The sequence below is a fragment of the Variovorax sp. 54 genome (assembly GCF_002754375.1).
Classification (GTDB): domain Bacteria; phylum Pseudomonadota; class Gammaproteobacteria; order Burkholderiales; family Burkholderiaceae_C; genus Variovorax.
Genome location: NZ_PEFF01000001.1, coordinates 3,477,792 through 3,502,434 on the forward strand (window position 1 = coordinate 3,477,792; position 24,643 = coordinate 3,502,434).

The 24,643-nt window shown below is 68.4% G+C and carries 20 protein-coding genes; 19 read left to right on the forward strand and 1 reads right to left on the reverse strand.

Annotated features, from left to right (window positions below; translation table 11 throughout):
* Position 1: 1 nt before the first annotated feature.
* The 12 genes from CLU95_RS16150 (at position 2) to CLU95_RS16210 (ending at position 14,766) form a co-directional block, all read left to right on the forward strand.
* A complete protein-coding gene (locus CLU95_RS16150; protein ID WP_099794553.1) occupies positions 2-904 on the forward strand; it encodes a UPF0280 family protein in 903 nt (300 codons plus the stop codon).
* Positions 905-925: 21 nt separating this feature from the next.
* On the forward strand, positions 926-1,567 hold the full coding sequence (locus CLU95_RS16155) for an amino acid synthesis family protein (RefSeq protein ID WP_099794554.1): 642 nt from the start codon (positions 926-928) through the stop codon (positions 1,565-1,567).
* 38 nt (positions 1,568-1,605) lie between these two features.
* The gene (locus tag CLU95_RS16160) at positions 1,606-2,190 is read left to right on the forward strand and encodes an amino acid synthesis family protein (RefSeq protein WP_099794555.1); all 585 of its coding nucleotides are present in this window, start codon (positions 1,606-1,608) and stop codon (positions 2,188-2,190) included.
* Between the two features lie 61 nt (positions 2,191-2,251).
* Positions 2,252-3,457 carry an ABC transporter substrate-binding protein gene (locus tag CLU95_RS16165; protein ID WP_099794556.1) on the forward strand — a complete coding sequence of 402 codons (1,206 nt, stop codon included), beginning with the start codon at positions 2,252-2,254 and terminating at the stop codon, positions 3,455-3,457.
* A gap of 80 nt (positions 3,458-3,537) precedes the next feature.
* Positions 3,538-5,463 carry an ABC transporter permease gene (locus CLU95_RS16170; RefSeq protein WP_099794557.1) on the forward strand — a complete coding sequence of 642 codons (1,926 nt, stop codon included), beginning with the start codon at positions 3,538-3,540 and terminating at the stop codon, positions 5,461-5,463.
* Positions 5,460-6,251, forward strand: a complete 792-nt coding sequence (locus CLU95_RS16175; RefSeq protein ID WP_099794558.1) for an ABC transporter ATP-binding protein — start codon at positions 5,460-5,462, stop codon at positions 6,249-6,251. Before CLU95_RS16170 ends, CLU95_RS16175 begins: the two co-directional genes overlap by 4 nt.
* Positions 6,248-6,982: an ABC transporter ATP-binding protein gene (locus tag CLU95_RS16180; protein ID WP_099794559.1), complete on the forward strand. Its 735-nt coding sequence runs from the start codon at positions 6,248-6,250 to the stop codon at positions 6,980-6,982. The genes CLU95_RS16175 and CLU95_RS16180 overlap by 4 nt, the downstream gene beginning before the upstream one ends.
* Before the next feature lie 160 nt (positions 6,983-7,142).
* Positions 7,143-7,871 (forward strand): bifunctional nicotinamidase/pyrazinamidase, encoded by a 729-nt coding sequence (gene pncA / locus CLU95_RS16190; RefSeq protein WP_099794560.1) that lies wholly within the window; start codon positions 7,143-7,145, stop codon positions 7,869-7,871.
* Positions 7,872-7,940: 69 nt separating this feature from the next.
* Positions 7,941-9,101 carry an ABC transporter substrate-binding protein gene (locus tag CLU95_RS16195; RefSeq protein WP_180288622.1) on the forward strand — a complete coding sequence of 387 codons (1,161 nt, stop codon included), beginning with the start codon at positions 7,941-7,943 and terminating at the stop codon, positions 9,099-9,101.
* Complete coding sequence (locus CLU95_RS16200; RefSeq protein WP_099794561.1) at positions 9,079-9,579, forward strand: (2Fe-2S)-binding protein; 501 nt, start codon at positions 9,079-9,081, stop codon at positions 9,577-9,579. The genes CLU95_RS16195 and CLU95_RS16200 overlap by 23 nt, the downstream gene beginning before the upstream one ends.
* 169 nt (positions 9,580-9,748) lie before the next feature.
* Positions 9,749-13,498, forward strand: coding sequence for a molybdopterin cofactor-binding domain-containing protein (locus CLU95_RS16205; protein WP_099794562.1), 3,750 nt, complete (start codon positions 9,749-9,751; stop codon positions 13,496-13,498).
* Positions 13,499-13,578: 80 nt separating this feature from the next.
* Complete coding sequence (locus CLU95_RS16210) at positions 13,579-14,766, forward strand: fumarylacetoacetate hydrolase family protein (protein ID WP_099794563.1); 1,188 nt, start codon at positions 13,579-13,581, stop codon at positions 14,764-14,766.
* A 23-nt stretch (positions 14,767-14,789) separates the two neighbouring features.
* Here the strand turns inward: CLU95_RS16210 and CLU95_RS16215 are convergent, their stop codons facing one another.
* On the reverse strand, positions 14,790-16,337 hold the full coding sequence (locus CLU95_RS16215; RefSeq protein ID WP_099794564.1) for a YifB family Mg chelatase-like AAA ATPase: 1,548 nt from the start codon (positions 16,335-16,337) through the stop codon (positions 14,790-14,792).
* Positions 16,338-16,554: 217 nt separating this feature from the next.
* Here CLU95_RS16215 and CLU95_RS16220 point away from each other — a divergent pair, with 217 nt between their 5' ends.
* The 7 genes from CLU95_RS16220 (at position 16,555) to CLU95_RS16250 (ending at position 24,630) form a co-directional block, all read left to right on the forward strand.
* Positions 16,555-17,418: a TorF family putative porin gene (locus tag CLU95_RS16220; protein WP_099794565.1), complete on the forward strand. Its 864-nt coding sequence runs from the start codon at positions 16,555-16,557 to the stop codon at positions 17,416-17,418.
* 70 nt (positions 17,419-17,488) lie between these two features.
* Positions 17,489-17,827: a P-II family nitrogen regulator gene (glnK, locus tag CLU95_RS16225; protein ID WP_099794566.1), complete on the forward strand. Its 339-nt coding sequence runs from the start codon at positions 17,489-17,491 to the stop codon at positions 17,825-17,827.
* A 29-nt stretch (positions 17,828-17,856) separates the two neighbouring features.
* Positions 17,857-19,290 carry an ammonium transporter gene (locus CLU95_RS16230; RefSeq protein WP_099794567.1) on the forward strand — a complete coding sequence of 478 codons (1,434 nt, stop codon included), beginning with the start codon at positions 17,857-17,859 and terminating at the stop codon, positions 19,288-19,290.
* Positions 19,291-19,499: 209 nt separating this feature from the next.
* Positions 19,500-20,429, forward strand: coding sequence for an SMP-30/gluconolactonase/LRE family protein (locus tag CLU95_RS16235; protein WP_099794568.1), 930 nt, complete (start codon positions 19,500-19,502; stop codon positions 20,427-20,429).
* A 19-nt stretch (positions 20,430-20,448) separates the two neighbouring features.
* Positions 20,449-21,336, forward strand: a complete 888-nt coding sequence (locus tag CLU95_RS16240) for a LysR substrate-binding domain-containing protein (protein WP_099794569.1) — start codon at positions 20,449-20,451, stop codon at positions 21,334-21,336.
* Between the two features lie 115 nt (positions 21,337-21,451).
* On the forward strand, positions 21,452-23,113 hold the full coding sequence (locus CLU95_RS16245) for an L-lactate permease (RefSeq protein WP_099794570.1): 1,662 nt from the start codon (positions 21,452-21,454) through the stop codon (positions 23,111-23,113).
* A gap of 14 nt (positions 23,114-23,127) precedes the next feature.
* On the forward strand, positions 23,128-24,630 hold the full coding sequence (locus CLU95_RS16250) for an FAD-linked oxidase C-terminal domain-containing protein (RefSeq protein WP_099794571.1): 1,503 nt from the start codon (positions 23,128-23,130) through the stop codon (positions 24,628-24,630).
* Positions 24,631-24,643 lie beyond the last annotated feature (13 nt).

The following is a 24,643-nucleotide window of genomic DNA, read 5'->3' on the forward strand; positions in this document are numbered from 1 at the left end:
CATGTCCGCCCAACGTACAGCGCTCGACGCGAGCCGCTGGCATTTCAACCACGGCCCGATCGACATCGTGGCCGAAGCACACGGCGACCCGTACGCCGTCGCCGCCGCGCACGACGCCGCGTGGGCGCGCTTCGGCCATGTGCTCGACGAACTCGTGCGCGAACTGCCGCAGCTGCGATTGCCCGTGACCGCACGCCAGCGCCCGCGCGGTGTCGTCGCGCGGCGCATGTGGGACGCCTGCGATGCTTTTTCGCCGCTGTTCCTCACGCCCATGGCGGCCGTGGCCGGCAGCGTGGCGCAGGAACTCATCGCCTTCTACGACCGGCCCGGCATCGAGCGCGCGTGGATCAACAACGGCGGCGACATCGCGCTGCACCTCGCGCCCGGCCACTCGGCACGCGTGGGCGTGTTCGCCGACCTCGCACGCTTCGACTGGCGCGACAGCCGCGTGCTCACCACCGACGGCCAGTTCGAACTGCACGCCGACCAACCCGTGCGCGGCGTTGCCACCAGCGGCTGGCGCGGGCGCAGTTTCTCGCTGGGCATCGCCGACAGCGTGACGGTGTTGGCCGCCACCGCGGCGCAGGCCGATGCCGCCGCCACCGTGATCGCCAACGCCGTCGATGTGGCCGACGCCCTCATCCAGCGCAAGCCCGCCAGCGACTGCAAGGACGACAGCGACCTCGGCGACACCCTCGTCACCGTCGACGTGCCGACGCTGGCGCCCGCGCAGGTGCACCATGCACTCGATGCGGGCGCGGCGTGCGCCCACGCGTTGCAGAAAAGGGAGCTCGTGTGGGCCGTTCTGCTCGTTTGCCAGGGGCAGTGGCGGCTGGTGGAACCCTTATGCTCGAAGTCGCTGGACGTCGCGCTGCCCGATGCAGTTGGTTCAGTATTTGCTTAACGAAAAGCAAGGTTCTTTTTCATGATCGAAATCCGTCGCGTCTTCACCCATGTCGAGCACATCCACCACGAGTTCGGCCCCCGTGCCGACACCCCGCTGGTGCGCGGTGCCATCGGCGCGGTGCTGACCAATCCTTTCGCGGGCCGCTACGAGCCCGACATCCTGCCGATGATGGCGCTGCTCGACCCCGTGGGCGTCGACATGGCGCACCAGCTGCACGCCGCCATGGACGTGCCGCTCGAGCAGATCGCCACCTACGGCAAGGGCGCCATCGTCGGTGCCGACGGCGAGCTCGAGCACGGCGCGCTGTGGCATGTGCCCGGCGGGTACGCCATGCGCGAACTGCTCGGCTGGAAGGGCAGCCGCGCCGCCTACACCGCGGGCAAGGCCGAAGAGAAAACCGGCCAGCCCGCCAACGCGCTGTCGATCGTGCCCTCGACCAAGAAGGTCGGCCCGCCCGGCGCCACGCTCGACGTGCCGCTCACCAACATCAACGCCAGCTACGTGCGCGGCCAGTTCGACGCCATCGAGGTGCGCGTGCCCGGCGCGCCCCTGGCCGACGAGATCGTCTTCATCCTCGCGATGAGCACCGGCTACCGCGTGCATGCGCGCGTCGGCGGCCTGCTCGCGAAGGACATCAGCAAGTGGGACGGCCTGCGCTGATCGCACAGGACAAGAGACAAGACAAGGAACACACAGACATGACCGCCAACATCCGCAAGCTCGTCATTCAAGTGGACGAAACCCGCAAGGAAATGGGGCAAGACGTGACGCCGCCCACGCGCCGCGCCGTCGCCATCGCCGTCATCGAGAACCCCTACGCCGGCCGCTACAGCGAGAACCTCGACGAACTCATCGCCATCGGCGAAGAGCTCGGCGCATTGCTCGGCCAGAAGGCCGTGAAGGCACTGGGCATCGAGCCCGGCCAGGTACAGAGCTACGGCAAGGCCGCCATCGTCGGCGAGCGCGGCGAGCTGGAGCATGCCGCCGCCATCCTGCATCCCAAGCTCGGCGCGCCGCTGCGCGTGGCGGTCGAGAAGGGCGCCGCGCTCGTGCCCTCGGCCAAGAAGCAGGGCACGCTGGGCACCGCCATCGACGTGCCGCTCGGCCACAAGGATGCTGCCTTCGTGCGCAGCCACTTCGACGCCATCGAGGCCCGCGTGGCCGATGCGCCGCGCGCCAACGAGATCGTCGTCGCCGTGGCCGTCACCGACAGCGGCCGTCCGCTGCCGCGCATCGGCGGCCTGCAAGCCAGCGAAATCAAGGGCGAAGACGGTCTTCGTTGACCTGTCATCGCATCGTCGTTACCGCATCGTGTTTTCTGTTCGAACTTCTAGGAGCTTCCCGATGAATCCATTGCGCCATGTCTTCTGCGCCGCTTCCGTCGTCACGCTGGCTTCGGCCCTGGTCCCCGCGCATGCGCAGGGCGTGATCAAGATCGGCGAAATCAACAGCTACAAGGCGCAGCCCGCCTTCCTCGAGCCCTACAAGAAGGGCATGGAACTCGCGGTCGACGAGATCAACGCCAAGGGCGGCGTCAACGGCAAGAAGCTCGAGCTCATCAGCCGCGACGACAACGCCAACCCCGGCGATGCCGTGCGCGTGGCCGAAGAACTCATCTCGCGTGAAAAGGTCGACGTGCTGGCCGGCGCCTTCCTGTCGAACACCGGCCTGGCGCTGACCGACTTCGCCAAGCAGAAGAAATTCTTCTACCTCGCCGCCGAGCCGCTGACCGACAAGATCGTCTGGAGCAACGGCAACAAGTACACCTACCGCCTGCGCCCCTCGACCTACATGCAGGTCGCGATGCTGGTGCCCGAGGCGGCCAAGCTCAAGAAGAAGCGCTGGGCCATCGTGTACCCCAACTACGAATACGGCCAGTCGTCGGTCGCCACCTTCAAGACCTTGCTGAAGGCCGTGCAGCCCGACGTCGAGTTCGTCGCCGAGCAGGCACCGCCGCTGGGCAAGGTCGATGCAGGCAGCGTGGCGCAGGCCCTGGCCGATGCCAAGCCCGACGCCATCTTCAATGTGCTGTTCGGCGCCGACCTCTCCAAGTTCGTGCGCGAAGGCAACACGCGCGGCCTGTTCAAGGACCGGGAAGTCGTGAGCGTGCTGACCGGCGAGCCCGAGTACCTCGACCCGCTGAAGGACGAAGCACCCAACGGCTGGATCGTCACCGGCTACCCCTGGTACGGCATCAAGACCGCCGAGCACAAGGCCTTCAACGACGCCTACCAGGCCAAGTTCAAGGACTACCCGCGCCTGGGTTCGGTGGTGGGCTACAGCGCCATCTACTCGATCGCGGCCGGCGTGAAGAAGGCCGGCAGCACCGACACCGAAAAGCTGGTCGCAGCCTTCAAGGGCCTGCAGGTCGACACGCCCTTCGGCAAGATCAGCTATCGCGCGCAGGACAACCAGTCCACCATGGGCGCGTACGTCGGCAAGACCAAGAACGACGGCGGCAAGGGCGTGATGGTCGACTACGTGTACCTCGACGGTGCCAAGTTCCAGCCGACGGATGACGAAGTGAAGAAGATGCGCCCCGCCGACTGATTGCGCGCGGTTCCCGCAACGCGCCTGCCGTCGGTCGATGACGGCGGGGCGCGGTGTCTCCAGTTTCCTCAGGGTCTTTCATGAGCTTTTCAGGCTTCGTTGTTCAGTTGCTCAACGGGTTGGCTGGCGCGTCTTCGCTATTTTTGGTGGCGGCCGGTCTTTCGTTGATCTTCGGCGTGACGCGCATCGTCAACTTCGCCCATGGGTCGTTCTTCATGGTGGGCATCTACACCGCGTACACGCTCGTCGAGAAGCTCGGCCCGAGCGTGGGCTTCTGGCCTGCGCTGTTGATCGCCGCGCTCGCGGTGGGCGTGCTGGGTGCGCTCATCGAGGTGCTGCTCTTGCGCCGCATCTACAAGGCGCCCGAGCTGTTCCAGCTGCTGGCCACCTTCGCGCTCGTGCTCGTCATCAAGGACGCGGTGCTGTGGCTCTGGGGCCCTGACGAACTGCTCGGCCCGCGCGCGCCGGGCCTCAAGGGCTCGGTCGAAATCCTCGGTCGCCAGTTTCCGTCCTACGACCTGTTCCTGATCATCGTCGGCCCGCTCGTGCTCGGCCTCGTCTGGCTGCTGCTCACGCGCACGCGCTTCGGCACGCTGGTGCGCGCCGCCACGCAAGACCGCGAGATGGTCAGCGCGCTCGGCGTCAACCAGGCCTGGCTGTTCACCGCCGTGTTCGCGCTCGGCGCGCTGCTCGCGGGCCTGGGCGGTGCGCTGCAACTGCCGCGCGAACCCGCCACGCTCGAGATGGACCTGAACACCATCGGCGCCGCGTTCGTCGTCGTCGTGGTCGGCGGCATGGGCTCGCTGCCCGGCGCCTACGTGGCCGCACTGCTCATCGCCGAGATCAAGGCCGTGTGCATCTGGCTGGGCGTGGTGCAGATCTTCGGCATCGACGTGTCGTTCTCCAAGCTCACGCTGATGGTCGACTTCCTCGTGATGGCCATCGTGCTGGTGTGGCGCCCGTGGGGCCTGTTCGGCCGGCCGCAGGCGCCGAGCCGCTACGTCGGCATGCAGGAAGAACCGCTGCGCCCCCCGAGCACGGCCTACATCGTGGCCGCCGCCGGGCTCGCGCTCGTGCTCGCCGCGCTGCCGCTGCTGACGGCCGGTTCGCCCTACACCACGGTGCTGATGATCGACCTGCTGATCGCCGCGCTGTTCGCCACCAGCCTGCACTTCATCATGGGGCCGGCCGGCATGCACTCCTTCGGCCACGCCGCGTACTTCGGCCTCGGGGCCTACGGCGCGGCGCTGCTGGTGCGTACGCTGCATTTGCCGATGGAGCTGGCTCTCGTGGTCGCGCCGCTGGTGGCCGCGCTCGGTGCCTTTGTCTACGGCTGGTTCGCCGTGCGGCTGTCGGGCGTGTACCTCGCGATGCTCACGCTGGCCTTTGCGCAGATCACCTGGGCGATCACCTACCAGTGGGACAGCTTCACGGGCGGCAGCAACGGCCTGACCGGCGTGTGGCCGTCGGAGTGGCTGTCGAACAAGCAGGTGTACTACTGGCTCACGCTGGTGCTCGTGGGCGCCGGCGTGTGGTGGCTGCGCCGCGTGCTGTTCTCGCCCTTCGGCTATGCGCTGCGCGCGGGTCGCGACTCGGTGCTGCGCGCCGACGCCATCGGCATCGACGTCAAGCGCATGCAGTGGGCGGCCTTCGTCATCGCCGGCACCGTGGCGGGCCTGGCCGGTGCGCTCTATGCGTTCTCGAAGGGCAGCATCTCGCCCGAGAGCCTGTCGGTCGGCAAGTCGGTCGACGGCCTCGTGATGGTGCTGCTGGGTGGCATCCAGACCCTGGCGGGGCCGGTGGTCGGCGCCGTCACCTTCACCTGGCTGCACGACACCGTGGCGCGCAACACCGACTACTGGCGCGCCATGCTCGGCGCCATCATCCTGATCCTGGTGCTTCTGTTCCCGCAGGGCATTGCGGGGTCGATCAAGCAACTCGTCGACCGGTGGCGCGCACCGAAGAATGATGAAGCAGATGCGAAGCTCAAGGAGGTGAAAGCATGAGCCTCCTCAAAGTCACCAACCTCGGCAAGTCTTTCGGCGGCGTGAAGGCCGTGGACGGCATCAGCTTCGAGCTGCCCGCGGGCGAACTGCTCGCGCTCATCGGCCCCAACGGCGCCGGCAAGTCGACCACCTTCAACATGGTGAACGGCCAGCTCAAGGCCGACCAGGGCTCGATCACGCTCGACGGTCACGAACTCGTGGGCCGCAAGCCACGAGAGATCTGGCGCAAGGGCGTGGGCCGCACCTTCCAGATCGCCGAAACCTTCGCCTCGCTCACCGTCGTCGAGAACGTGCAGATGGCACTGCTCTCGCACGACCACAAGCTGTTCTCGATGTGGCGCAGGGCAGCGGACCACAAGCGCGACGAGGCGCTGGCGTTGCTCGACCAGGTCGGCATGAAGGCGCAGGCCGACCGGCCCTGCAGCGTGCTGGCGTACGGCGACGTGAAGCGCGTCGAACTCGCCATCGCCATGGCCAACTCGCCCAAGCTGTTGCTCATGGACGAGCCCACCGCCGGCATGGCGCCCCAGGAGCGCAACTCGCTCATGGCGCTCACCAAGGACCTCGTCATTCAACGCGGCATGGCCGTGCTGTTCACCGAGCACAGCATGGACGTGGTGTTCGCGTACGCCGACCGCATGATCGTGCTGGCGCGCGGGCGCCTCATCGCGCAGGGCAAGCCGCTCGAGATCCGCGACCACCCGAAGGTGCAGGAGGTGTACTTCGGCAGCGGCAAGACCTTCGAGAAGATCGCCGAAAAGGCCGCAGCGCTGGGAGTCGCAGCATGAGCACACACGAACCTCTCTTGCAAGCCAAGGCGCTGTGCGCCTGGTATGGCGCCGCGCAGATCCTCTACGACGTCGACCTCGAAGTGCGGCGCGGCGAAGTCGTCGCGCTCATGGGCCGCAACGGCGCGGGCAAGTCGACCACGCTCAAGACGCTCATCGGCATGCTGGGCAAGCGCCGCGGCGCGGTGCGCTTCCTGGGCCACGACATTTCGAAAAGCGAGCCGCACCACGCAGCGCGCCTGGGCCTGGGCTTCGTGCCCGAAGACCGGCGCGTGTTCACCGACCTCACGGTGATGGAGAACCTCGAGGTCGGCAAGCAGCCCGCGCGCCAGTGGGCCGACGGCACCGCGGCGCCGCTGTGGACGCCCGAGCGCCTGTTCCAGCTGTTCCCCAACCTCGGCGAAATGCCGAACCGCCCGGGCGGTCGCATGAGCGGTGGCGAGCAGCAGATGCTCACCGTGGCGCGCACGCTGATGGGCAACCCGTATCTCGTGCTGCTCGACGAACCTTCCGAGGGCGTGGCCCCCGTCATCGTCGAGCAGATGGCCAACATGATCCTCGAGCTCAAGGCGCAGGGCGTGAGCATCCTGCTGTCGGAGCAGAACATGCACTTCGCCGAGCTGGTCTCCGACCGCGCCTACGTGCTCGAGAAGGGGCAGATCCGCTACCACGCGACGATGGCCGAGTTGGCGGCCAACGAAGAAGTGCGCCGCGCCTACCTCAGCGTCTAGCATGAAGCTCACCCCCAGTCTTCGCGCACTTCGTGTCGCTTCGCCAACCCCCTTCCAGGGGGCAACACCGACGGCCCGGCAAAGCCGGTTCCGTGGTGTTCCTGGAAAGTTGCCCTGGTCTTTTTGAGTTCTTGTTTCCGTTCTACAAGGAGTTCACACCATGCATCGCAGAACCGTCTTGAAGTCCGCCGCTGCCCTCGGGCTCGTCGGCAGCCTCGGCAGTTTCGGCCTCTCGTCCGCTTTCGCGGCCGGCAAGATCAAGCCCGGCGGCAAGGCCGCGCTGATCGTGGTCGATGTGCAGAACTGCTTCCTTGACGGCGGCACGCTCGCGGTGAAGGGCGGCAACGAGGTGATTCCGGTCATCAACGCGCTGGCACCCGCGTTCCAGAACATCGTCGTCACGCAGGACTGGCACACGGCGGGCCACGCCTCTTTTGCGAGCACCTACTCGGGCAAGAAGCCCTTCGAGACGACCAAGCTCAACTACGGCACGCAGGTGCTGTGGCCCGACCACTGCGTGCAGGGCACCGACGACGCCGCGCTCGGCAAGGAGCTGAAGGTGCCGACCGCGCAGCTCATCATCCGCAAGGGCTTCCATAAAGAGATGGACAGCTATTCCGCCTTCGAAGAGGCCGACCACAAGACGGCCACCGGCCTGGCGGGCTACCTCAAGGCGCGCGGCATCAAGACCGTGTTCGTCACGGGCCTGGCCACCGACTTCTGCGTGGCCTGGACCGCGATGGACGCGCGCAAGGCCGGCTTCGAGGCCTACGTGATCGAAGACGCCACGCGCGGCATCGACCTCAACGGCTCGCTGGCCGCAGCCTGGAAGCAGATGACGGCCAAGGGCGTGAAGCGCATCCAGTCGGGCGACATCCAGGCCGGCTGACGACAAAGCCCGCGGGCCACCGCGGCAACCACTCCAACGACAGCAACAACAACAAAGAGACAGACACGCATGAAGCTTTCGATTTCAAGGCGCACGCTGGTGGCGGGCGGCGCGGCCCTGGCGCTCGGCCCCGGCCTGCTGCGGCCGGCGCGCGCGGACAACGGCGTGACCGACACGACGATCCGCATCGGCCAGTCGGCCGTGTTCAGCGGCCCGGCGAAAGACTTCGGCGTGGACTACCGCGCGGGCATCCAGCTGTACTTCGACCGCGTCAACAAGTCGGGCGGTGTGCACGGCCGCAAGATCGAACTCGTCACCTACGACGACGCCTACGAGCCCGCGAAAACGGCCGCCAACACCGCGAAGCTGATCGACGAGGACAAGGTCTTCGCGCTCACCGGCTACGTCGCCACGGGCAACCTCGCGGCCGCGATGCCACTGGCCGAGAAGGCCGGCGTGCCGATGTTCGCGCCGCTGGTGGGCACCACGTCGTTCCGCACCAAGACCAACCGCTACCTGTTCCACGTGCGCGCGGGCTACGACCTGGAGCTGCGCAAGATCATCAGTCACCTCTCGACCTTGGGCATCCAGTCGATCGCCGTGGTCTACCAGGACAGCGCCTTCGGCAAGTCGAACCTCGCCACCTGCGAGCAGCTGGCCGCCGAATACAAGGTGAAGGTGGTGCAGACGCTGCCCATGGCCATCGCCGCCGAAGACGCGAAGCAGGTGATCGGCGGGCTCGCCGAAGGCCGCCCCGGCGCCGTCGTGATGATCATGGCCGGGCGCATGACCGAGGTCTTCATCCGCGACTACCGCGCGAGCGGCGCGGCGGCGCCGCTGTACACGCTGTCGGTCGGCATCACCGACGCGGCGGGTTCGGCCAAGCGGCTCGACGGCAAGCTCGCCGGGCTGGTCACGGCCAGCATCGTGCCGCCGCCCGGCGCGCAGCGCGTGCCCATCGTGGCCGACTACCAGCGCGACCGCGCCGAGTTCGGCCAGAAGATCGACAGCTACACCGCGCTGGAGGGCTACATCGTTGCGCGCGTGATGGTCGAAGGCCTGCGCCGCGCGGGCAAGGCGCTCACGCGCGACAGCTTCATCGCCGGGCTCGAGAGCATCGGCAGCACGCGCTTCGGCGACTTCCCCGTCGACTACAGCGCGAAGAACCACAACGGCTCGACCTTCGTGGACCTGGAGATGTACACCCGTGACGGCCAGTTGCGGCGCTGAGCCGCTGCACCTGCAGGTCAACGGCCAGGCGCACACGCTCGCCGGCGTGCCGCGTGAAGCCTCGCTGCTGCACCTGCTGCGCAACGACCTGGGCCTCAACGGGCCGAAGTACGGCTGCGGGTTGGGGCAGTGCGGTGCGTGCACGGTGCATGTCGATGGCGTGGCGGCGCGGTCCTGCGTGATTCCCGCGCACGGCGTGGCGGGGCGCAGCATCACGACGCTGGAAGGGCTGGGCATGCGCGGGCGCTGGCATCCGGTGCAAGCCGCGTTTGAAGACGCGCAGGCTGCGCAGTGCGGCTATTGCTTGAACGGCATGGTGATGCAGGCGGCCGCGCTGCTCGCGCGTGATCCGCACGCGAGCGAGGCGCGCATCCGCAGCGAGCTGTCGGGCAACCTGTGCCGCTGCGGCACGCACATCGAGATCCTGGACGCGGTGCAGCGCGCGGCGGTGCGCATGCGCGTGGAGACGAAGCCGTGAGCGGCCCATATGCGCGCCTCTCCCCGCGTTGTCCCCTCTCCCTCTGGGAGAGGGCTAGGGTGAGGGCATCGGCCTTCGCAAGCGCACAGCCTCTGCCATCGCCGCTGGCCCTCACCCCAACCCTCTCCCAGAGGGAGAGGGAGCAAGACGGGGAGAGGGGGCAACAGCCATGACGCGCCGCGCCGACCTGCCGCAAACACGCGCGGAATTCCTCGCCGCCGATGGCGTGCTGCTGGTGGTGCGCGACGCACCGCCCCCACCACCGCCCGCCAAAGGCCAACCCGCCTTCATCGCCAGCAACCCCATCGAAGGCGATGAAGTGCTCCTCGCGCTGTGGGACGACGGCAGCGTCTCCGCGCTCAACGGCCACGTCGACCTGGGCACCGGCATCCAGACTGCGCTGGCGCAGATCGTGGCCGAAGAGCTCGACCTCGGCATGCCCTGCGTGCGCATGATGCTCGGCGACACCGCACGCGCGCCCAACCAGGGCGCGACCATCGCGAGCGCGTCGCTCCAGATCCACGCGCAGCCGTTGCGGCTGGCCGCCGCGCAGGCGCGCGCCTGGCTGCTGGCGCGTGCGGCCGAGCAGCTGGGCGTGGCCGTCGATGCGCTGCAGGTGCGCAACGGCGTGGTGCGCGTCACCGAGACGCCGGACCGCCACATCAACTACGCAGACCTCGTGGCGCACCAGCGCACGGTGCTGCGCCTCGACCTCGACACGACACCCAAGAACCCGGCCGACTACCGCCTCGTCGGCACGCGCCAGGCGCGCGTCGACATTCCGGCCAAGCTCGCGGGCGACCTCGTGTTCGTGCACGACATGCGCGTGCCCGGCATGCTGCACGGCCGCGTGGTGCGCCCGCCGTATGCGGGCGCGGACCACGGCGACTTCATCGGCAACACGCTCGAATCGGTCGACGAATCGTCGATCGTGCACATCCCCGGTATTCGCGCCGTGGTCGTGCTTCGCGACTTCGTCGGCATCGTCGCCGAGCGCGAGGAGCACGCCGAGCAGGCGATGCGCGAACTGCGCGTGGCATGGAAGCCCTGGCCCGGCATGCCCGACCTGCGCGATGTGGCGCAGGCCCTGCGCGACAACCCGTCGACGCAGCGGCTGCTGGTCGACGAGGGCGATGTCGATGGCGCCATGGCCGCTGCTGCGCAGCCGATGCAGCGCACCTACGTGTGGCCGTACCAGATGCACGCGTCCATCGGCCCGTCGTGCGCGCTGGCCGACTGGCAGCCCGCCGATGGCAGCGGCATGCAGCTGCGGTGCTGGGCCGGTTCGCAGAACCCGCACGTGCTGCGCGCCGATCTCGCGAAGCTCATGGGCGTGGACGACGTGCAGGTCGACGTGGTGCGCATGGAGGCCGCGGGCTGCTACGGCCGCAACGGCGCCGACGACGTGGCGGCCGATGCCGCGCTGCTCGCGCGTGCCGTGGGTGCGCCGGTGCGTGTGCAGCTCTCGCGCGAGCAGGAGCATGCGTGGGAGCCCAAGGGCGCCGCGCAGCTCATGGAGATCGACGGCGGGCTGATGGCCGACGGCCGCGTCGCCGCCTACGACTTCGAAACCTCGTACCCCTCGAACGGCGCGCCCACACTGGCGCTGCTGCTCACGCGCACGGTCGAGCCCGTGGCGCAGGCCTACGAGATGGGCGACCGCACCGCGCGCCCGCCCTACAGCTACGACAACCTGCGCGTGAAGGTCAACGACATGGCGCCGATCGTGCGCGCCTCGTGGCTGCGCGGCGTGTCGGCGCTGCCGAGTTCGTTCGCACACGAGTCGTACATCGACGAGCTGGCCACGGCGGCGGGTGTCGACCCGGTGCAGTTTCGCCTGCGGCACCTGGACGACCCGCGCGCGATCGAACTCGTGCAGGCCACCGCGCAGAAGGCCGGCTGGCGCATGCGCACCGGGCCGAAGGAGAACGCCGACGGCGGTCTTGGCGACGGCGGTGACATCCTCTTCGGCCAGGGCTTTGCGTACGCGCGCTACATCCACAGCAAGTGGCCGGGCTTCGGTGCGGCGTGGGCTGCGTGGGTGGCCGATGTGGAGGTGAATCGAAAGACCGGCGAGGTGCATGTGCGCCGCGTGGTGGTGGGGCACGACGCGGGGCTGCTGGTCAACCCGGCGGGTGTCGAGCACCAGGTGCATGGCAACGTGATCCAGACCACGAGCCGTGCGCTGATGGAAGAGGTGAAGTTCGCGCCGCAGCAGGGCGCCGCAACGGGCGGTGCGCAGTTGCCGGGCGTGTTGCCGACCGGCGTGGTCGCGAGCCGCGAGTGGGGCAGCTACCCGATCATCAATTTCCGCGACGTGCCGGTGATCGAGATCATGCACATGCCGCGGCCGGGCGAGCCGTCACTGGGTGCGGGCGAGTCGTCGTCGGTGCCGGGGACGGCGGCGATTGCGAATGCGATCTTCGATGCCACGGGGGTCAGGTTCAGGTCGCCGCCGTTCACGCCGGAGACGGTGCTGGCCGAGTTGAACAGGGTTTTGCTCCCTCCCCTTCCGGGGGAGGGCGGGGGTGGGGGCGAGCGGCCTTGGAGTGGTGACGCTGCCGTGCCCCCATCCCAACCTTCCCCCGGGAGGGGAAGGAGCAATGCGGGAGCGATCTGGCCAAAGCGCAAGGGCCTGTGGGCCACCGGCGCCGCCCTCTTCATCGGCGGCCTCGGCGTCATCGCCGGCCTGCTCGGCTGGCGCTCCGCCATCGCGCCCGTGTCGCTCACCGCACCGGTCTACAGCCAGTCCACCATCGAACGCGGCCGCGTGCTCGCCGCGCTCGGCGATTGCGCCGTGTGCCACACCGCACCCGGCGGCGCACCCAACGCGGGTGGCCGCGCGATGGAGACGCCCTTCGGCACGCTCTACACGACGAACCTCACGCCCGATGCGGACACGGGCCTCGGCCGTTGGTCCTTCAGCGCCTTCCAGCGCGCGATGCGCGAAGGCGTCTCGCGCGACGGCCATCACCTGTACCCCGCGTTCCCCTACACCGCGTTCGCGAAGACCAGCGACGACGACCTGCAGGCGCTCTATGCGCACTTCATGGCGATGCCCGCGGTGCGCGCGGAAACGCCCAAGTCCGAGCTCAAGTTCCCATTCAACCTGCGCCCGCTGATGGCCGGCTGGAACGCGCTGTTCCACGATCCCGCGCCGCTGCAGCCCGTGCCCACGCAGAGTGCCGAATGGAACCGCGGTGCCTACCTCGTCAACGGCCTGGGCCATTGCGGCGCCTGCCACACGCCGCGCAACGCGCTCGGCGCGGAGCAGGGCGGCAGTGCGTTCCTCTCGGGCGCGATGGTCGATGGCTGGGAAGCACCGGCGCTCACGCAGCTGTCGAAGGCCGCCGTGCCGTGGGACACCGACGCGCTCTACCGTTACCTGCGCAATGGCCACTCGCCGCGCCACGGCATCGCGGGCGGCCCGATGGCCGAGGTGGTGCGTGAGCTCGCGCAGGTGCCCGACGCCGACGTGCGTGCGATGGCCGTCTACCTTGGGTCGTTCAACCCCGAGCCCGTCGCGCAACCGCAAGCGCTCGCGCAACAGGCCATCGACAACGCAGCACGCACACAAGGCCAGCTGCTCGGCCCCGCGCAGCGCATGTTCGACAGCGCCTGTGCCTCGTGCCACCACGACGGCGACGGCCCCACGCTGCTGGGCGTGAACACGCCACTCGCACTCAACAGCAGCCTCACGAGCACGCGGCCCGACAACCTGCTGCGCACCATCCTCGACGGCGTGCGCGCACCCGCACACCGCGACATCGGCTTCATGCCCGCGTTCCGCGAGGCGCTCGACGACCGTCAGATTGCTGACCTCGCCGGCTACATGCGCGCCCGCTTCGCACCGCAGGAAGCGGCGTGGCCGAACCTGCCTGCCGACGTCGCGCGCGTGCGGGCCACGCCGGGCCACTGACCCGCGACGGGTGCGGCAGGCGCGGTTCCGAGGCCGCGGCTACGATGGCGCGCAGACCTTATTCACGGAGACACCTCGCCATGCCACTGAACCTCTCGACCGCCTCCAGCCTGCCCCGCGACGCCGAGCGCGCCACCCTTGTCGGCCGCCTCTGGCAACCCGGCGTGGGCCCGGTGCTGGTGGCCGTGCAGGGCGATGGCCTGCACGACCTGTCGAAGCTCGCGCCCACCATGAGCGACCTGCTCGAAGGCAAGGGCTCGCCGGCCGAAGCCGTGCGCGCGGCACTGCACAGTGGCACCGCACCGCGCATCGCCGCGCTCGAGGCCGTGCTCGCCAACAGCGACGAGAGCACGCGCGACATCAACCAGGCCTGGCTGCTCGCACCCTGCGACCTGCAGGTCGTGAAGGCCAGCGGCGTGACCTTCGTGGCGAGCCTGCTCGAACGCGTGATCGAAGAGCAGGCGCGCGGCGATGCCTCGCGCGCCGAGGCCACGCGCGCGGCCATCGGCGATGTGCTCGGCGACAACCTCGCCGACATCGTGCCGGGCTCGCCCGAAGCCATGAAGGTGAAGGACGTGCTCATCGCGCAGGGTATGTGGTCGCAGTACCTCGAAGTGGGCATCGGCCCCGACGCCGAGGTCTTCACCAAGGCACCGGTGCTCGCCGCCGTGGGCACGGGCGCCGACGTGGGCATCCACGCGGACTCGGCCTGGAACAACCCCGAGCCCGAGGTCGTGCTCGCGGTGAACAGCCGCGGCGAGACGCTGGGCGCCGCGCTCGGCAACGACGTCAACCTGCGCGACTTCGAAGGCCGCAGCGCCCTGCTGCTGGGCAAGGCCAAGGACAACAATGCCTCGTGCGCCATCGGGCCGTTCATCCGTCTGTTCGATGCGCACTTCGGCATCGCCGACGTGCGGCGCATCACGGTCGCACTGAACGTGACGGGCCCCGAGGGTTTCACGCTCGAAGGCGCGAGCTCGCTGTCGAAGATCAGCCGCGACCCGCTCGACCTCGTGGCGCAGACGCTCAATCGCCACCACGCCTACCCCGACGGCTTCATGCTGTTCCTGGGCACGATGTTCGCGCCGACGCAAGACCGCCATGGCCCCGGGCAAGGGTTCACGCACGTCGTGGGCGACCACGTGCGCATTGCGGCCCCCGAGCTGGGTGCACTGAACAACCGCGTGGTCCATGCCGACCAGGCGCCGCGCTGGCGCTACGGCATCGGGGCGCTGATGCGCAACCTGGCCGGACGCGGCCTGCTGTAGCCAGCCAGGGCGCGTGGCGCTGTCTACGCGCCGCTGCGCAGCGCCCGCCGGTACTGCACGGCCTCGGCCACGTGCGTGACCTCCACCGTGTCCGCACCCGCCAGGTCGGCGACCGTGCGCGCCACCTTCAGCACGCGGTGCGTGCTGCGCGCCGACCAGCCGAGCTTGTTCGCGGCGTTGAACATGAACTGCCGCGCCGGCGTGTCGAGCGCGGCGTGCGTGTCGATGGCGCTGCCCTGCAGCGACTGGTTGGGGGTGCCCTGGCGCCGCATCGCGCGTTCGCGCGCGGCGATCACGCGGGTGCGGATGCTGGCGGTCGATTCGCCGGGCGGTGCGTCGAGCAGCAGCTGCGCCGGCACAGCGGGCACCTCGATGTGCAGGTCGATGCGGTCCAGCAGCGGGCCGCTGAGCTTGCCCTGGTAGCGCAGGATCTGGTCCGGCGTGCAGCGGCAGGCCTTGGCCGTGGTCGTTCCGAGGTAGCCGCAGGGGCAGGGGTTCATCGCAGCGATCAATTGGAAGCGCGCCGGAAATTCCGCGCGCCGCGCAGCCCGCGCGATGGTGATGGTGCCGGTCTCCAGCGGTTCGCGCAGCGCCTCCAGCGCGGCGCGTGCGAACTCGGGGAATTCGTCGAGAAAGAGCACGCCGTGGTGCGCCTGCGAGATCTCGCCGGGCCGGGGCGGCGAGCCGCCGCCGACCAGCGCCACCGCACTGGCCGTGTGGTGCGGCGCCGCCGTCGGCCGGCACATCCAGCGCCCGGTGGCGAAGCGCCCGCCCAGGCTGGCGATGGCGGCGCTTTCGAGCGCCTCGTCGATGCTCATCGGTGGCAGCAGGCCGGCAAAGCGCTGCGCGAGCATCGACTTGCCCGAGCCGGGTTCGCCCACCATCAACAGGCTGTGGCCGCCGGCGGCAGCCACCTCCAGCGCGCGCTTGGCGCCGGCGTGGCCCTTGACGTCGGCCAGGTCGGCGTAGTGCGGCGCGGCATCGCCGGTCGCGGGGAGCACGCGGGTCCAGCCGTCGTCGGAGCCCTCGGGCGCGGATGCGGCCGCGTCGCGCTCGCTCAGGAACTGGCGCACCACGTCCAGCAGGTGCCGGGCGCCGTAGACCTCCCCGCCGGGCACCAGCGCGGCCTCGCGCGCGCTGTCCATGGGCAGCACCAGCCGCGTCGCCACGCCGCGCGTGTGCAGGGCCAGCGCCATCGCCAGCGTGCCGCGCACGGGCCGCAGTTCGCCCGACAGCGACAGCTCCCCCGCGAACTCGTGGCCGGCCAGCCGGGCGTTCTCGATCTGCCCGCTGGCCGCGAGGATGCCCAGGGCGATGGGCAGGTCGAAGCGGCCCGAATCCTTCGGCAGGTCGGCGGGCGCCAGGTTGACGACGATCTTCTTGTTGGTCGGAAATTCAAGCCCGGCGTTCTGGATCGCCGAGCGCACGCGTTCGCGCGCTTCCTTGACCTCCGTCTCCGCCAGCCCGACCAGTGTGAAGCTCGGCAGGCCGTTCGCCAGATGCACCTCGACCGTGACGGCGGCGGCTTCCAGGCCGAGCAAGGCGCGGCTTTGCACCAAAGACAGACTCATTTTTCTCCCTCTCCCCAAGTTGGTGCGCCTGCGACATGCAGGCCCAGGACCGTGCAGCGTGCAAGCGTGTGCAACTGCCGGAAACAGGGCTTGTAACGATTTGGCGCTCACGGCCGGACACCTGCGCCCTCTGACCGGGGCGGTATTTGTGCACTTTGGCACGCTCCCTGCTTTGAGGGTGCTCAGGTCCAACAACACACTTGCGAGGAGTTCCCTGATGACGCACCGTACCGCCGCCCAGGCGTTGATCGTTCTGGCCACTGCACTGACCGCCTCGGGCGCCGCCATGGCCCAGGCCGCCGACGCCGCCGCTCCGGCACCCGCGCCCCTGCTCACGGGCAATGTCTCCCTGACCTCGAACTACAAGTTCCGCGGCCAGGACCAGGACATGATCGGCAAGAACGACTACGCCAAGACCAAGGGCTTCAAGCCCGCCATCCAGGGCGGCTTCGACTACGCCTTCGGCGAGAGCGGCTTCTATGTCGGCAACTGGAACTCCAGCGTCAACTGGCTCAAGGGCAACAGCATCGAGAGCGACATCTACGGCGGCTACAAGTTCAAGGCCGGCCCGGTCGACATGGACGTCGGTGCGCTGACCTACATCTACCCGGGCAACTCGGCAGGCAACACCACCGAGCTCTACGTGGGCGCCACCTACGCCAACGACAGCTTCGGCTCGATCACCGCCAAGTACTCGCACACCGTGTCGAAGGACTACTTCGGCTACGCGGGCAACCAGTCCGGCTCGGGCCTGAAGGGCACCAACACCGGCTACCTGAACCTGGCCTACAGCAAGGAGATCGTGCCCAAGGTCACACTGAAGGCGGCGGTCGGCTTCACCAACATGTCCAGCGACATCCGCAGCCTGGGCTACAAGAGCTATGTCGACTACAACATCGGCGCCACCTACGACTTCGGCAGCGGCCTGACGCTCACCGGCTCGGTGCAGGGCGCCAACAAGAAGAGCGCGTACCTCGCGGTGGCCAACCCGGGCGTCGACTACGGTTTCGGCACCTTCGGCCAGACGACGTACTCGCCCAACAAGGCGCGCTTCATCGTCACGCTGACGAAGACGCTGTAATCGACACAACAACCAGGCGCGGCCCACGTTGCCGCGCCACCTTTCATCCATCCAGAAGGAGCAAGTCATCATGAAGCTGGTCACAGCCATCATCAAACCGTTCAAGCTCGACGAGGTGCGTGAAGCACTCTCGGCCATCGGCGTGCAGGGCATCACCGTCACGGAAGTGAAGGGCTTCGGTCGCCAGAAGGGCCACACCGAGCTGTACCGCGGTGCCGAGTACGTGGTCGACTTCCTGCCCAAGGTGAAGATCGAGGCGGCCATCTCCGACGACCTCGTCGATCGCGTGATCGAGGCGGTGGAGGGCGCTGCGCGCACCGGGAAGATCGGCGACGGCAAGATCTTTGTCTACAACCTCGAGCAGGTCGTGCGCATCCGCACCGGCGAAACGGGCCGCGAAGCCCTCTGATCGAGTCCTGGCCCGAAAGAACAACGACTATGAAAAAACTTCTTGTCTCTCTTGCGCTCGGTTTGAGCGTCTTCGTCGCCGGCACTTCGGCGCTGGCCCAGGCACCCGCCGCCACCCCTGAGGCACCGGCTGCATCGGCACCTGCCGCACCCGCCGCTGCAGCGCCTGCTCCCGCAGCGGCTGCAGCACCCGCAGCCGCCGAGGCCGCACCTGCTGCTCCGGCTGCGGCACCCGCGCCCAAGGTCGACTCCGGCGACACCGCCTGGATGCTCACCTCGACCCTGCTCGTGATCCTGATGACCATCCCCGGCCTGGCGCTGTTCTACGGTGGCCTGGGCCGCTCCAAGAACATGCTGTCGGTGCTGATGCAGGTCTTCGTGATCTTCTCGCTGATCAGCATCCTGTGGGCCATCTACGGCTACAGCCTGGCGTTCACCGGCGATGGCAATTACTTCGGAAGCTTCGACAAGATCTTCATGAAGGGCATCACGCAGGAGACCTTCGGCGCGCTGACCACGATTCCTGAATACGTGTTCGTCGCCTTCCAGGGCACCTTCGCGGCCATCACCGTGGCGCTGATCGTCGGCGCCTTCGCAGAGCGTGCCAAGTTCTCGGCCGTGCTGCTGTTCTCGGTGATCTGGTTCACCTTCAGCTACGTGCCCATGGCCCACATCGTGTGGGGCGGCGGCCTGCTGGGCAAGGACGGCGCGCTCGACTTCGCGGGCGGCACCGTGGTGCACATCAACGCCGGTATCGCCGGCCTGGTCGGTGCCTACATGATCGGCAAGCGCGTCGGCTACGGCAAGGAAGCGTTCACGCCGCACTCGCTCACGCTCACCATGGTCGGCGCCTCGCTGCTGTGGGTCGGCTGGTTCGGCTTCAACGCGGGTTCGGCAGGTGCGGCCAACGCCGCCGCCGGCCTGGCCTTCATCAACACGGTGCTCGCCACCGCTGCCGCGGCCCTGTCGTGGATCCTGGGTGAGAGCCTGCACAAGGGCAAGGCCTCGATGCTGGGCGCTGCGTCCGGTGCCGTGGCCGGCCTCGTGGCTGTCACGCCTGCCGCCGGTTTCGTCGGCCCGATGGGTTCGATCGTGCTGGGCCTGCTGGCCGGCCTGGTCTGCCTGTGGGGTGTGGGCGGCCTCAAGCGCATGCTCGGCGCCGACGACGCGTTCGACGTGTTCGGCGTGCACGGTGTGGGCGGCATCCTGGGTGCCATCCTGACCGGTGTGTTCGCAGCCAAGGGCCTGGGCGGCACCGGCGGCCTGACGCCCGACACCTTCACGATGGGCGGCCAGGTCTGGATCCAGGTCAAGAGCGTGCTGTTCACGATCGTGTGGTCCGGCGTGGTGGCGTTCATCGCCTTCAAGATCGCCGACCTGACCCTCGGCCTGCGTGTGTCGGAAGAAGAAGAGCGCGAAGGCCTCGACATCTCGTCACACGGCGAAACGGCATACAACCGCTGATTCGCACACAGACAGACAGCGGGTGGTCCGGCACGGCGCCGGCCCCCGCGCTTCAAAGACCACCACCACCCTTTTCGACACAAAGAAGAAGAACAACGCACGGTTTTTTCAGGCGAGTCTCCTTTGGATGTTCAGCCCGCGAGCGCTTCGGCGTCAGCGGGCTTTTTTTTGCCCGCTGCCCGCGTGGCCGGGGGCACAATCGCCCCACCATGTGGACCTCCATCGAAGACAGCCTCTGCGAACTGGGTGAATCGCCGTTCTGGCACCCGCACGAACGCGCGCTCTACTGGCTCGACATCCCCGGCCGCGCCGTGCTGCGCACGCGCGGCGACATCGGCTCTGCCACGGCCACGGTCGAACGCTGGGCCCTGCCCACCGAACCCGGCTGCATGGCGCCGGCACGCAGCGGCGGCCTCGTGATCGCGCTGCGCGACGGCATCTACCGCGCCCGCGCGTGGGGCTGTGAACTGGTCGCGATGGCGCGCGCGGAGCACGACGTGCGCACCATGCGCTTCAACGACGGCAAGTGCGACACGCTCGGCCGCTTCTGGGCCGGCTCGCTCAACGAGGCGAAAGACCGACCAAACGCGGCGCTCTACTGCTTCGACGCACGCCCGGGAGACGTGTCTCCCAACATCACGTCGATGCTGGAACATGTCACCACGGCCAACGGCCTGGCGTTTTCGCCCGACAACCGCACGCTGTACTGGGCCGACACCGCCGCGCATGTGGTGCGCGCCTGGGACTGGGACGCCGAAGCCAACACGCTGTCGCATGCGCGCGTGTTCCAGCAGTTCGATGCCAAGCCCGCGGGCTGGGTGCCCGGCGCGCCTTCGCACTACGACGGTCGACCCGACGGCGCCACCATCGACGCCGCGGGCCACTACTGGGTCGCGATGTTCGAAGGCGCGCAGCTGCTGCGCTTTGCGCCCACGGGCGAGCGCGTCGCGGCCATCGCGGTGCCGGTGCAATGCCCGACCATGCCCTGCTTCGGCGGCGACGATTTGCGCACGCTGTTCGTCACCAGCGGGCGCAAGGGCCGCCCGGCCGACGAGCTGGTGCAGCGCCCGGCCTCGGGCACGGTGCTCTCGATGCGCGTCGACACGCCGGGCCTGCCGGTCAGCTTCTTCGAAGACTGAGCCTTCCGGCTGCCCGCGGATGGCCCTGCACCACATCCCCCCGATCCAATGCCTGCTGACCTTCGAGGCCGTCGCCCGCCTGCGGCATGCGGGCCGCGCGGCCGACGAGCTGTGTGTGACGGCCAGCGCCGTGAGCCACCGCATCCGGCAGCTCGAGGCGCACGTGGGCTTCAAGCTCTTCGGTCGCAGCGACTTCAGCCTCACGGCCGACGGCGCGGCGTATCTGGCGAACGTGCGCGTCGGCCTGGCCGCGCTGCAGCAGGCCACGCCGGGCAGCCGTGACGCGGCGCTGCGTGCGCCGCGCCTGAGCGTTGCCGTCACGCCGACTTTCAGCCGCCAGTTCCTGATGCCACGGCTGGAGCTGTTTCGCAACATCTACCCCGACATCGAACTGGCGCTGCATGTGTCGATTCCACTGCTCGACGTCACGGCCGAGCAGACCGACCTGCAGGTGCGCTACGGCATCGGCGCGTACGCCGACTGCGAGCACCGCCTGCTCATCGGCGAAGACGTGGTGCCCGCCTGCAGTCCGAGCTACCTCAACGAGTTCGGGCCTTTCGACGGTTTTCGCACCGCGGCCGAGATCGCCAGCGCGCGGCTGATCCGCAGTCCGCTCGAGCCCTGGAGCACCTGGTTCGCAAGCTGCGGCATCGACCAGCCCGAGCCGCACCTGGGTTCGCAGTTCAACGACCTGGGCCTGGTGTACGACGCGGCCGCGAGCGGTTTCGGCGTGGCGCTGGTGCGACAGAAGCTGGGCGCCGCCTGGTTCGAATCGGGCCGGCTGGTGGCGCTGTCGGACCGGCCCGTGCCTTCGCCGCACCGCCACTACATCTGCTGGCAGCCGGGCACGCTGGAGCGCTGGGAGTGCGCCGCCTTCGTCGACTGGATCGTGCAGATGCTCCACTGACCGACACATCGGTCCGACAAATTTTTCTCAACGCCCGGGCAAAAATCCTTCAACCCGGCCGGCGTGCATCTCCCTAGAGTGCGAGTCACAACAACAGACTCCACGGAGACAACGCATGACCTGGCAGCAGATCTACGACCCGTTCGGCAACATGATCATTTCCACCGCGCTCGCCGCGATCCCGGTGGTGGTGATGCTTGCGTGCCTCGGCTTCTTTCACATCAAGGCCCACATCGCCGCCGGCCTCGGCCTGCTGGCGGCCCTGGCGGTCGCCGTGTTCGCCTACGGCATGCCCGCCGAAATGGCCGGACGCGCCGCGCTCTTCGGCGGCTTCACGGGCCTGCTGCCGATCGGCTGGATCGTGCTGAACATCATCTTCCTGCAGCAGCTGGCCGAACAGAACGGCAGCTTCAAGGTGCTGCAGGACTCGCTCTCGGGCATCACCGAAGACCGCCGCATCCAGCTGCTGCTGATCGCCTTCTGCTTCGGCGCGTTCTTCGAGGGCGCGGCGGGCTTCGGCACGCCGGTGGCAGTCACGGCCGGCATCCTGATCGGCCTGGGCTTCTCGCCGCTGGCCGCCTCGGGCCTCTCGCTGATCGCCAACACCGCGCCGGTCGCCTTCGGCGCGCTCGGCACGCCGGTGATCACGCTGGCCAAGGTGCACGGCTACGACCTGATGGAAGTCACCGCGATGATCGGCCGCCAGTTGCCGTTCTTCTCGCTGCTGGTGCCGTTCTGGCTCATCTGGGCTTTCGCGGGGCGCAAGGCCATGATGGAAATCTGGCCGGCCATCGTGGTCACGGGGGTGTCGTTTGCGGTGCCGCAATACCTGGTGTCGAACTTCATCGGCCCCGAGCTGGTCGACATCATCGCGGCCATCGTGTCGATGGCCAGCCTGGTGTTGTTCCTGCGCGTGTGGCAGCCGAAGAACGTGTGGCGCTCGCCTTCGCTGCGCGGCAAGGACGTGAGCGCGCACGAGGCCAAGCCGCCGGCCGCCATCGTCGTGCACAGCCGCGAGGCGTTGGTGCGCGCGTGGATGCCCTGGGTGATTCTTTCGGTGTTCGTGTTCATCTGGGGCCTGCCGTCGGTGAAGACCGCGCTCAACGGCGTGTTCGCGCCCTCGTTCCCGATGGGCGGGCTGCACAACCTGATCGAGAAGATGCCGCCGGTGGTCATGGCGCCCACGAAGGAAGGCGCGGTGTACGTGCTGAACCTGCTGTCGGCCACGGGCACCGGCATCCTGCTGTCGGCGATCCTGAGCGCGCTGTTCATGAAGTACAACCCCGTCGAGATCGTGCGCACCTTTGTCCGCACGCTCTGGATGGTGCGCTACTCGCTCATGACCATCGTGCTGATGCTCGCGCTGGGCACGCTCACGCGCTACTCGGGCACCGACACCACGCTGGGCCTGGCCTTTGCCAACACCGGCGTGTTCTATCCTTTCTTCGGCACGCTCATGGGCTGGATCGGCGTGGCCATGACGGGCTCCGACACCGCATCGAACGTGCTGTTCGGCGGCATGCAGAAGGTCGCGGCCGACCAGCTCGGCCTGGCGCCCAACCTCATGGGCGCGGCCAACAGCTCGGGCGGCGTGATGGGTAAGATGATCGACGCCCAGTCGATCGTGGTGGCCTCCACCGCCACGCGATGGTTCAATCACGAAGGCGACATCCTGCGCTACGTGTTCTTCCACTCGATCGCGCTGGCCTCGCTGGTCGGCCTGTACGTGACGCTGCAGGCCTATGTGTGGCCATTCACCCTGATGGTCGTCCGCTGAAAGTTGCTCCCGCCATGAATGCTCCCGTCATGACCGAACAGCACACGCAGCTGTCGAAGGCGGAGCGCCAGGCGCAGGTGGTGCGGGCGCTGCAGGCGCACCTGCCCGCGCATGCGCTCATCTGGCACGCCGAAGACACCACGCCCTACGAATGCGACGGCCTCACGGCCTACCGCCAGCGCCCGCTGGTGGTGGCCCTGCCCGAGACCGAGGCACAGGTGGCCGCCGTGCTCAAGGCCTGTCACCAGCTCGGCGTGCCCGTGGTGGCGCGCGGCGCCGGCACCGGGCTCTCGGGCGGCGCCATGCCGCACGCGCTGGGCGTGACGCTGTCGCTGGCCAAGTTCAACCGCATCCTGAAGGTCGACCCCGTGAGCCGCACGGCCGTCGTGCAGTGCGGCGTGCGCAACCTCGCGATCAGCGAGGCTGCCGCGCCCTTCAACCTGTACTACGCGCCCGATCCGTCGAGCCAGATCGCCTGCACCATCGGCGGCAACGTGGCCGAGAACTCGGGCGGCGTGCATTGCCTGAAGTACGGCCTCACGCTGCACAACGTGCTGCGCGTGCGCGGCTTCACGGCCGAAGGCGAACCGATCGAGTTCGGCGGCGAAGCGCTCGATGCGCCGGGGCTCGACCTGCTCGCGCTGGCCATCGGCAGCGAAGGCATGCTGGCCGTGACCACCGAGGTCACGGTGAAGCTCGTGCCCAAGCCGCAGCTGGCGCGCTGCATCATGGCCAGCTTCGACGACGTGCGCAAAGCCGGCGACGCGGTCGCGGCGGTGATTGCGGCGGGCATCATCCCGGCCGGCCTGGAGATGATGGACAAGCCCATGACCGCCGCCGTCGAAGACTTCGTGCATGCGGGCTACGACCTCGACGCTGCCGCCATCCTGCTGTGCGAATCCGACGGCACGCCGGAAGAGGTCGAAGAAGAAATCGGCCGCATGACCGACGTGCTGCGCGGCTGCGGCGCCACCGCCATCGCCGTGAGCACCAGCGAAGACGAGCGCATGAAATTCTGGAGCGGCCGAAAGAACGCCTTTCCGGCGTCGGGCCGCATCAGCCCCGACTACATGTGCCTGGACTCGACCATCCCGCGCAAGCGGCTCGCCGACATCCTGCTGGCGATCCAGGAGATGGAGAAGAAATACAACCTGCGCTGCTGCAACGTGTTCCACGCGGGCGACGGCAACCTGCACCCGCTGGTGCTGTTCGATGCCAACGACCCCGACGAGCTGCACCGCTGCGAGCTGTTCGGCGCCGACATCCTCGAGACCAGCGTCGCCATGGGCGGCACCGTGTCGGGCGAGCACGGCGTGGGCGTGGAAAAACTCAACAGCATGTGCGTGCAGTTCACCGCGGCCGAGAACGAACAGATGTTCGGCATCAAGCGCGCCTTCGACCCCGCCGGGCTGCTCAACCCCGGCAAGGTGATTCCCACGCTGCAGCGCTGCGCCGAGTACGGCAAAGAGGTGGTGCGCGGCGGCCGGCTGAAGCACGCCGACCTGCCGAGATTCTGAGAACCTGATGACG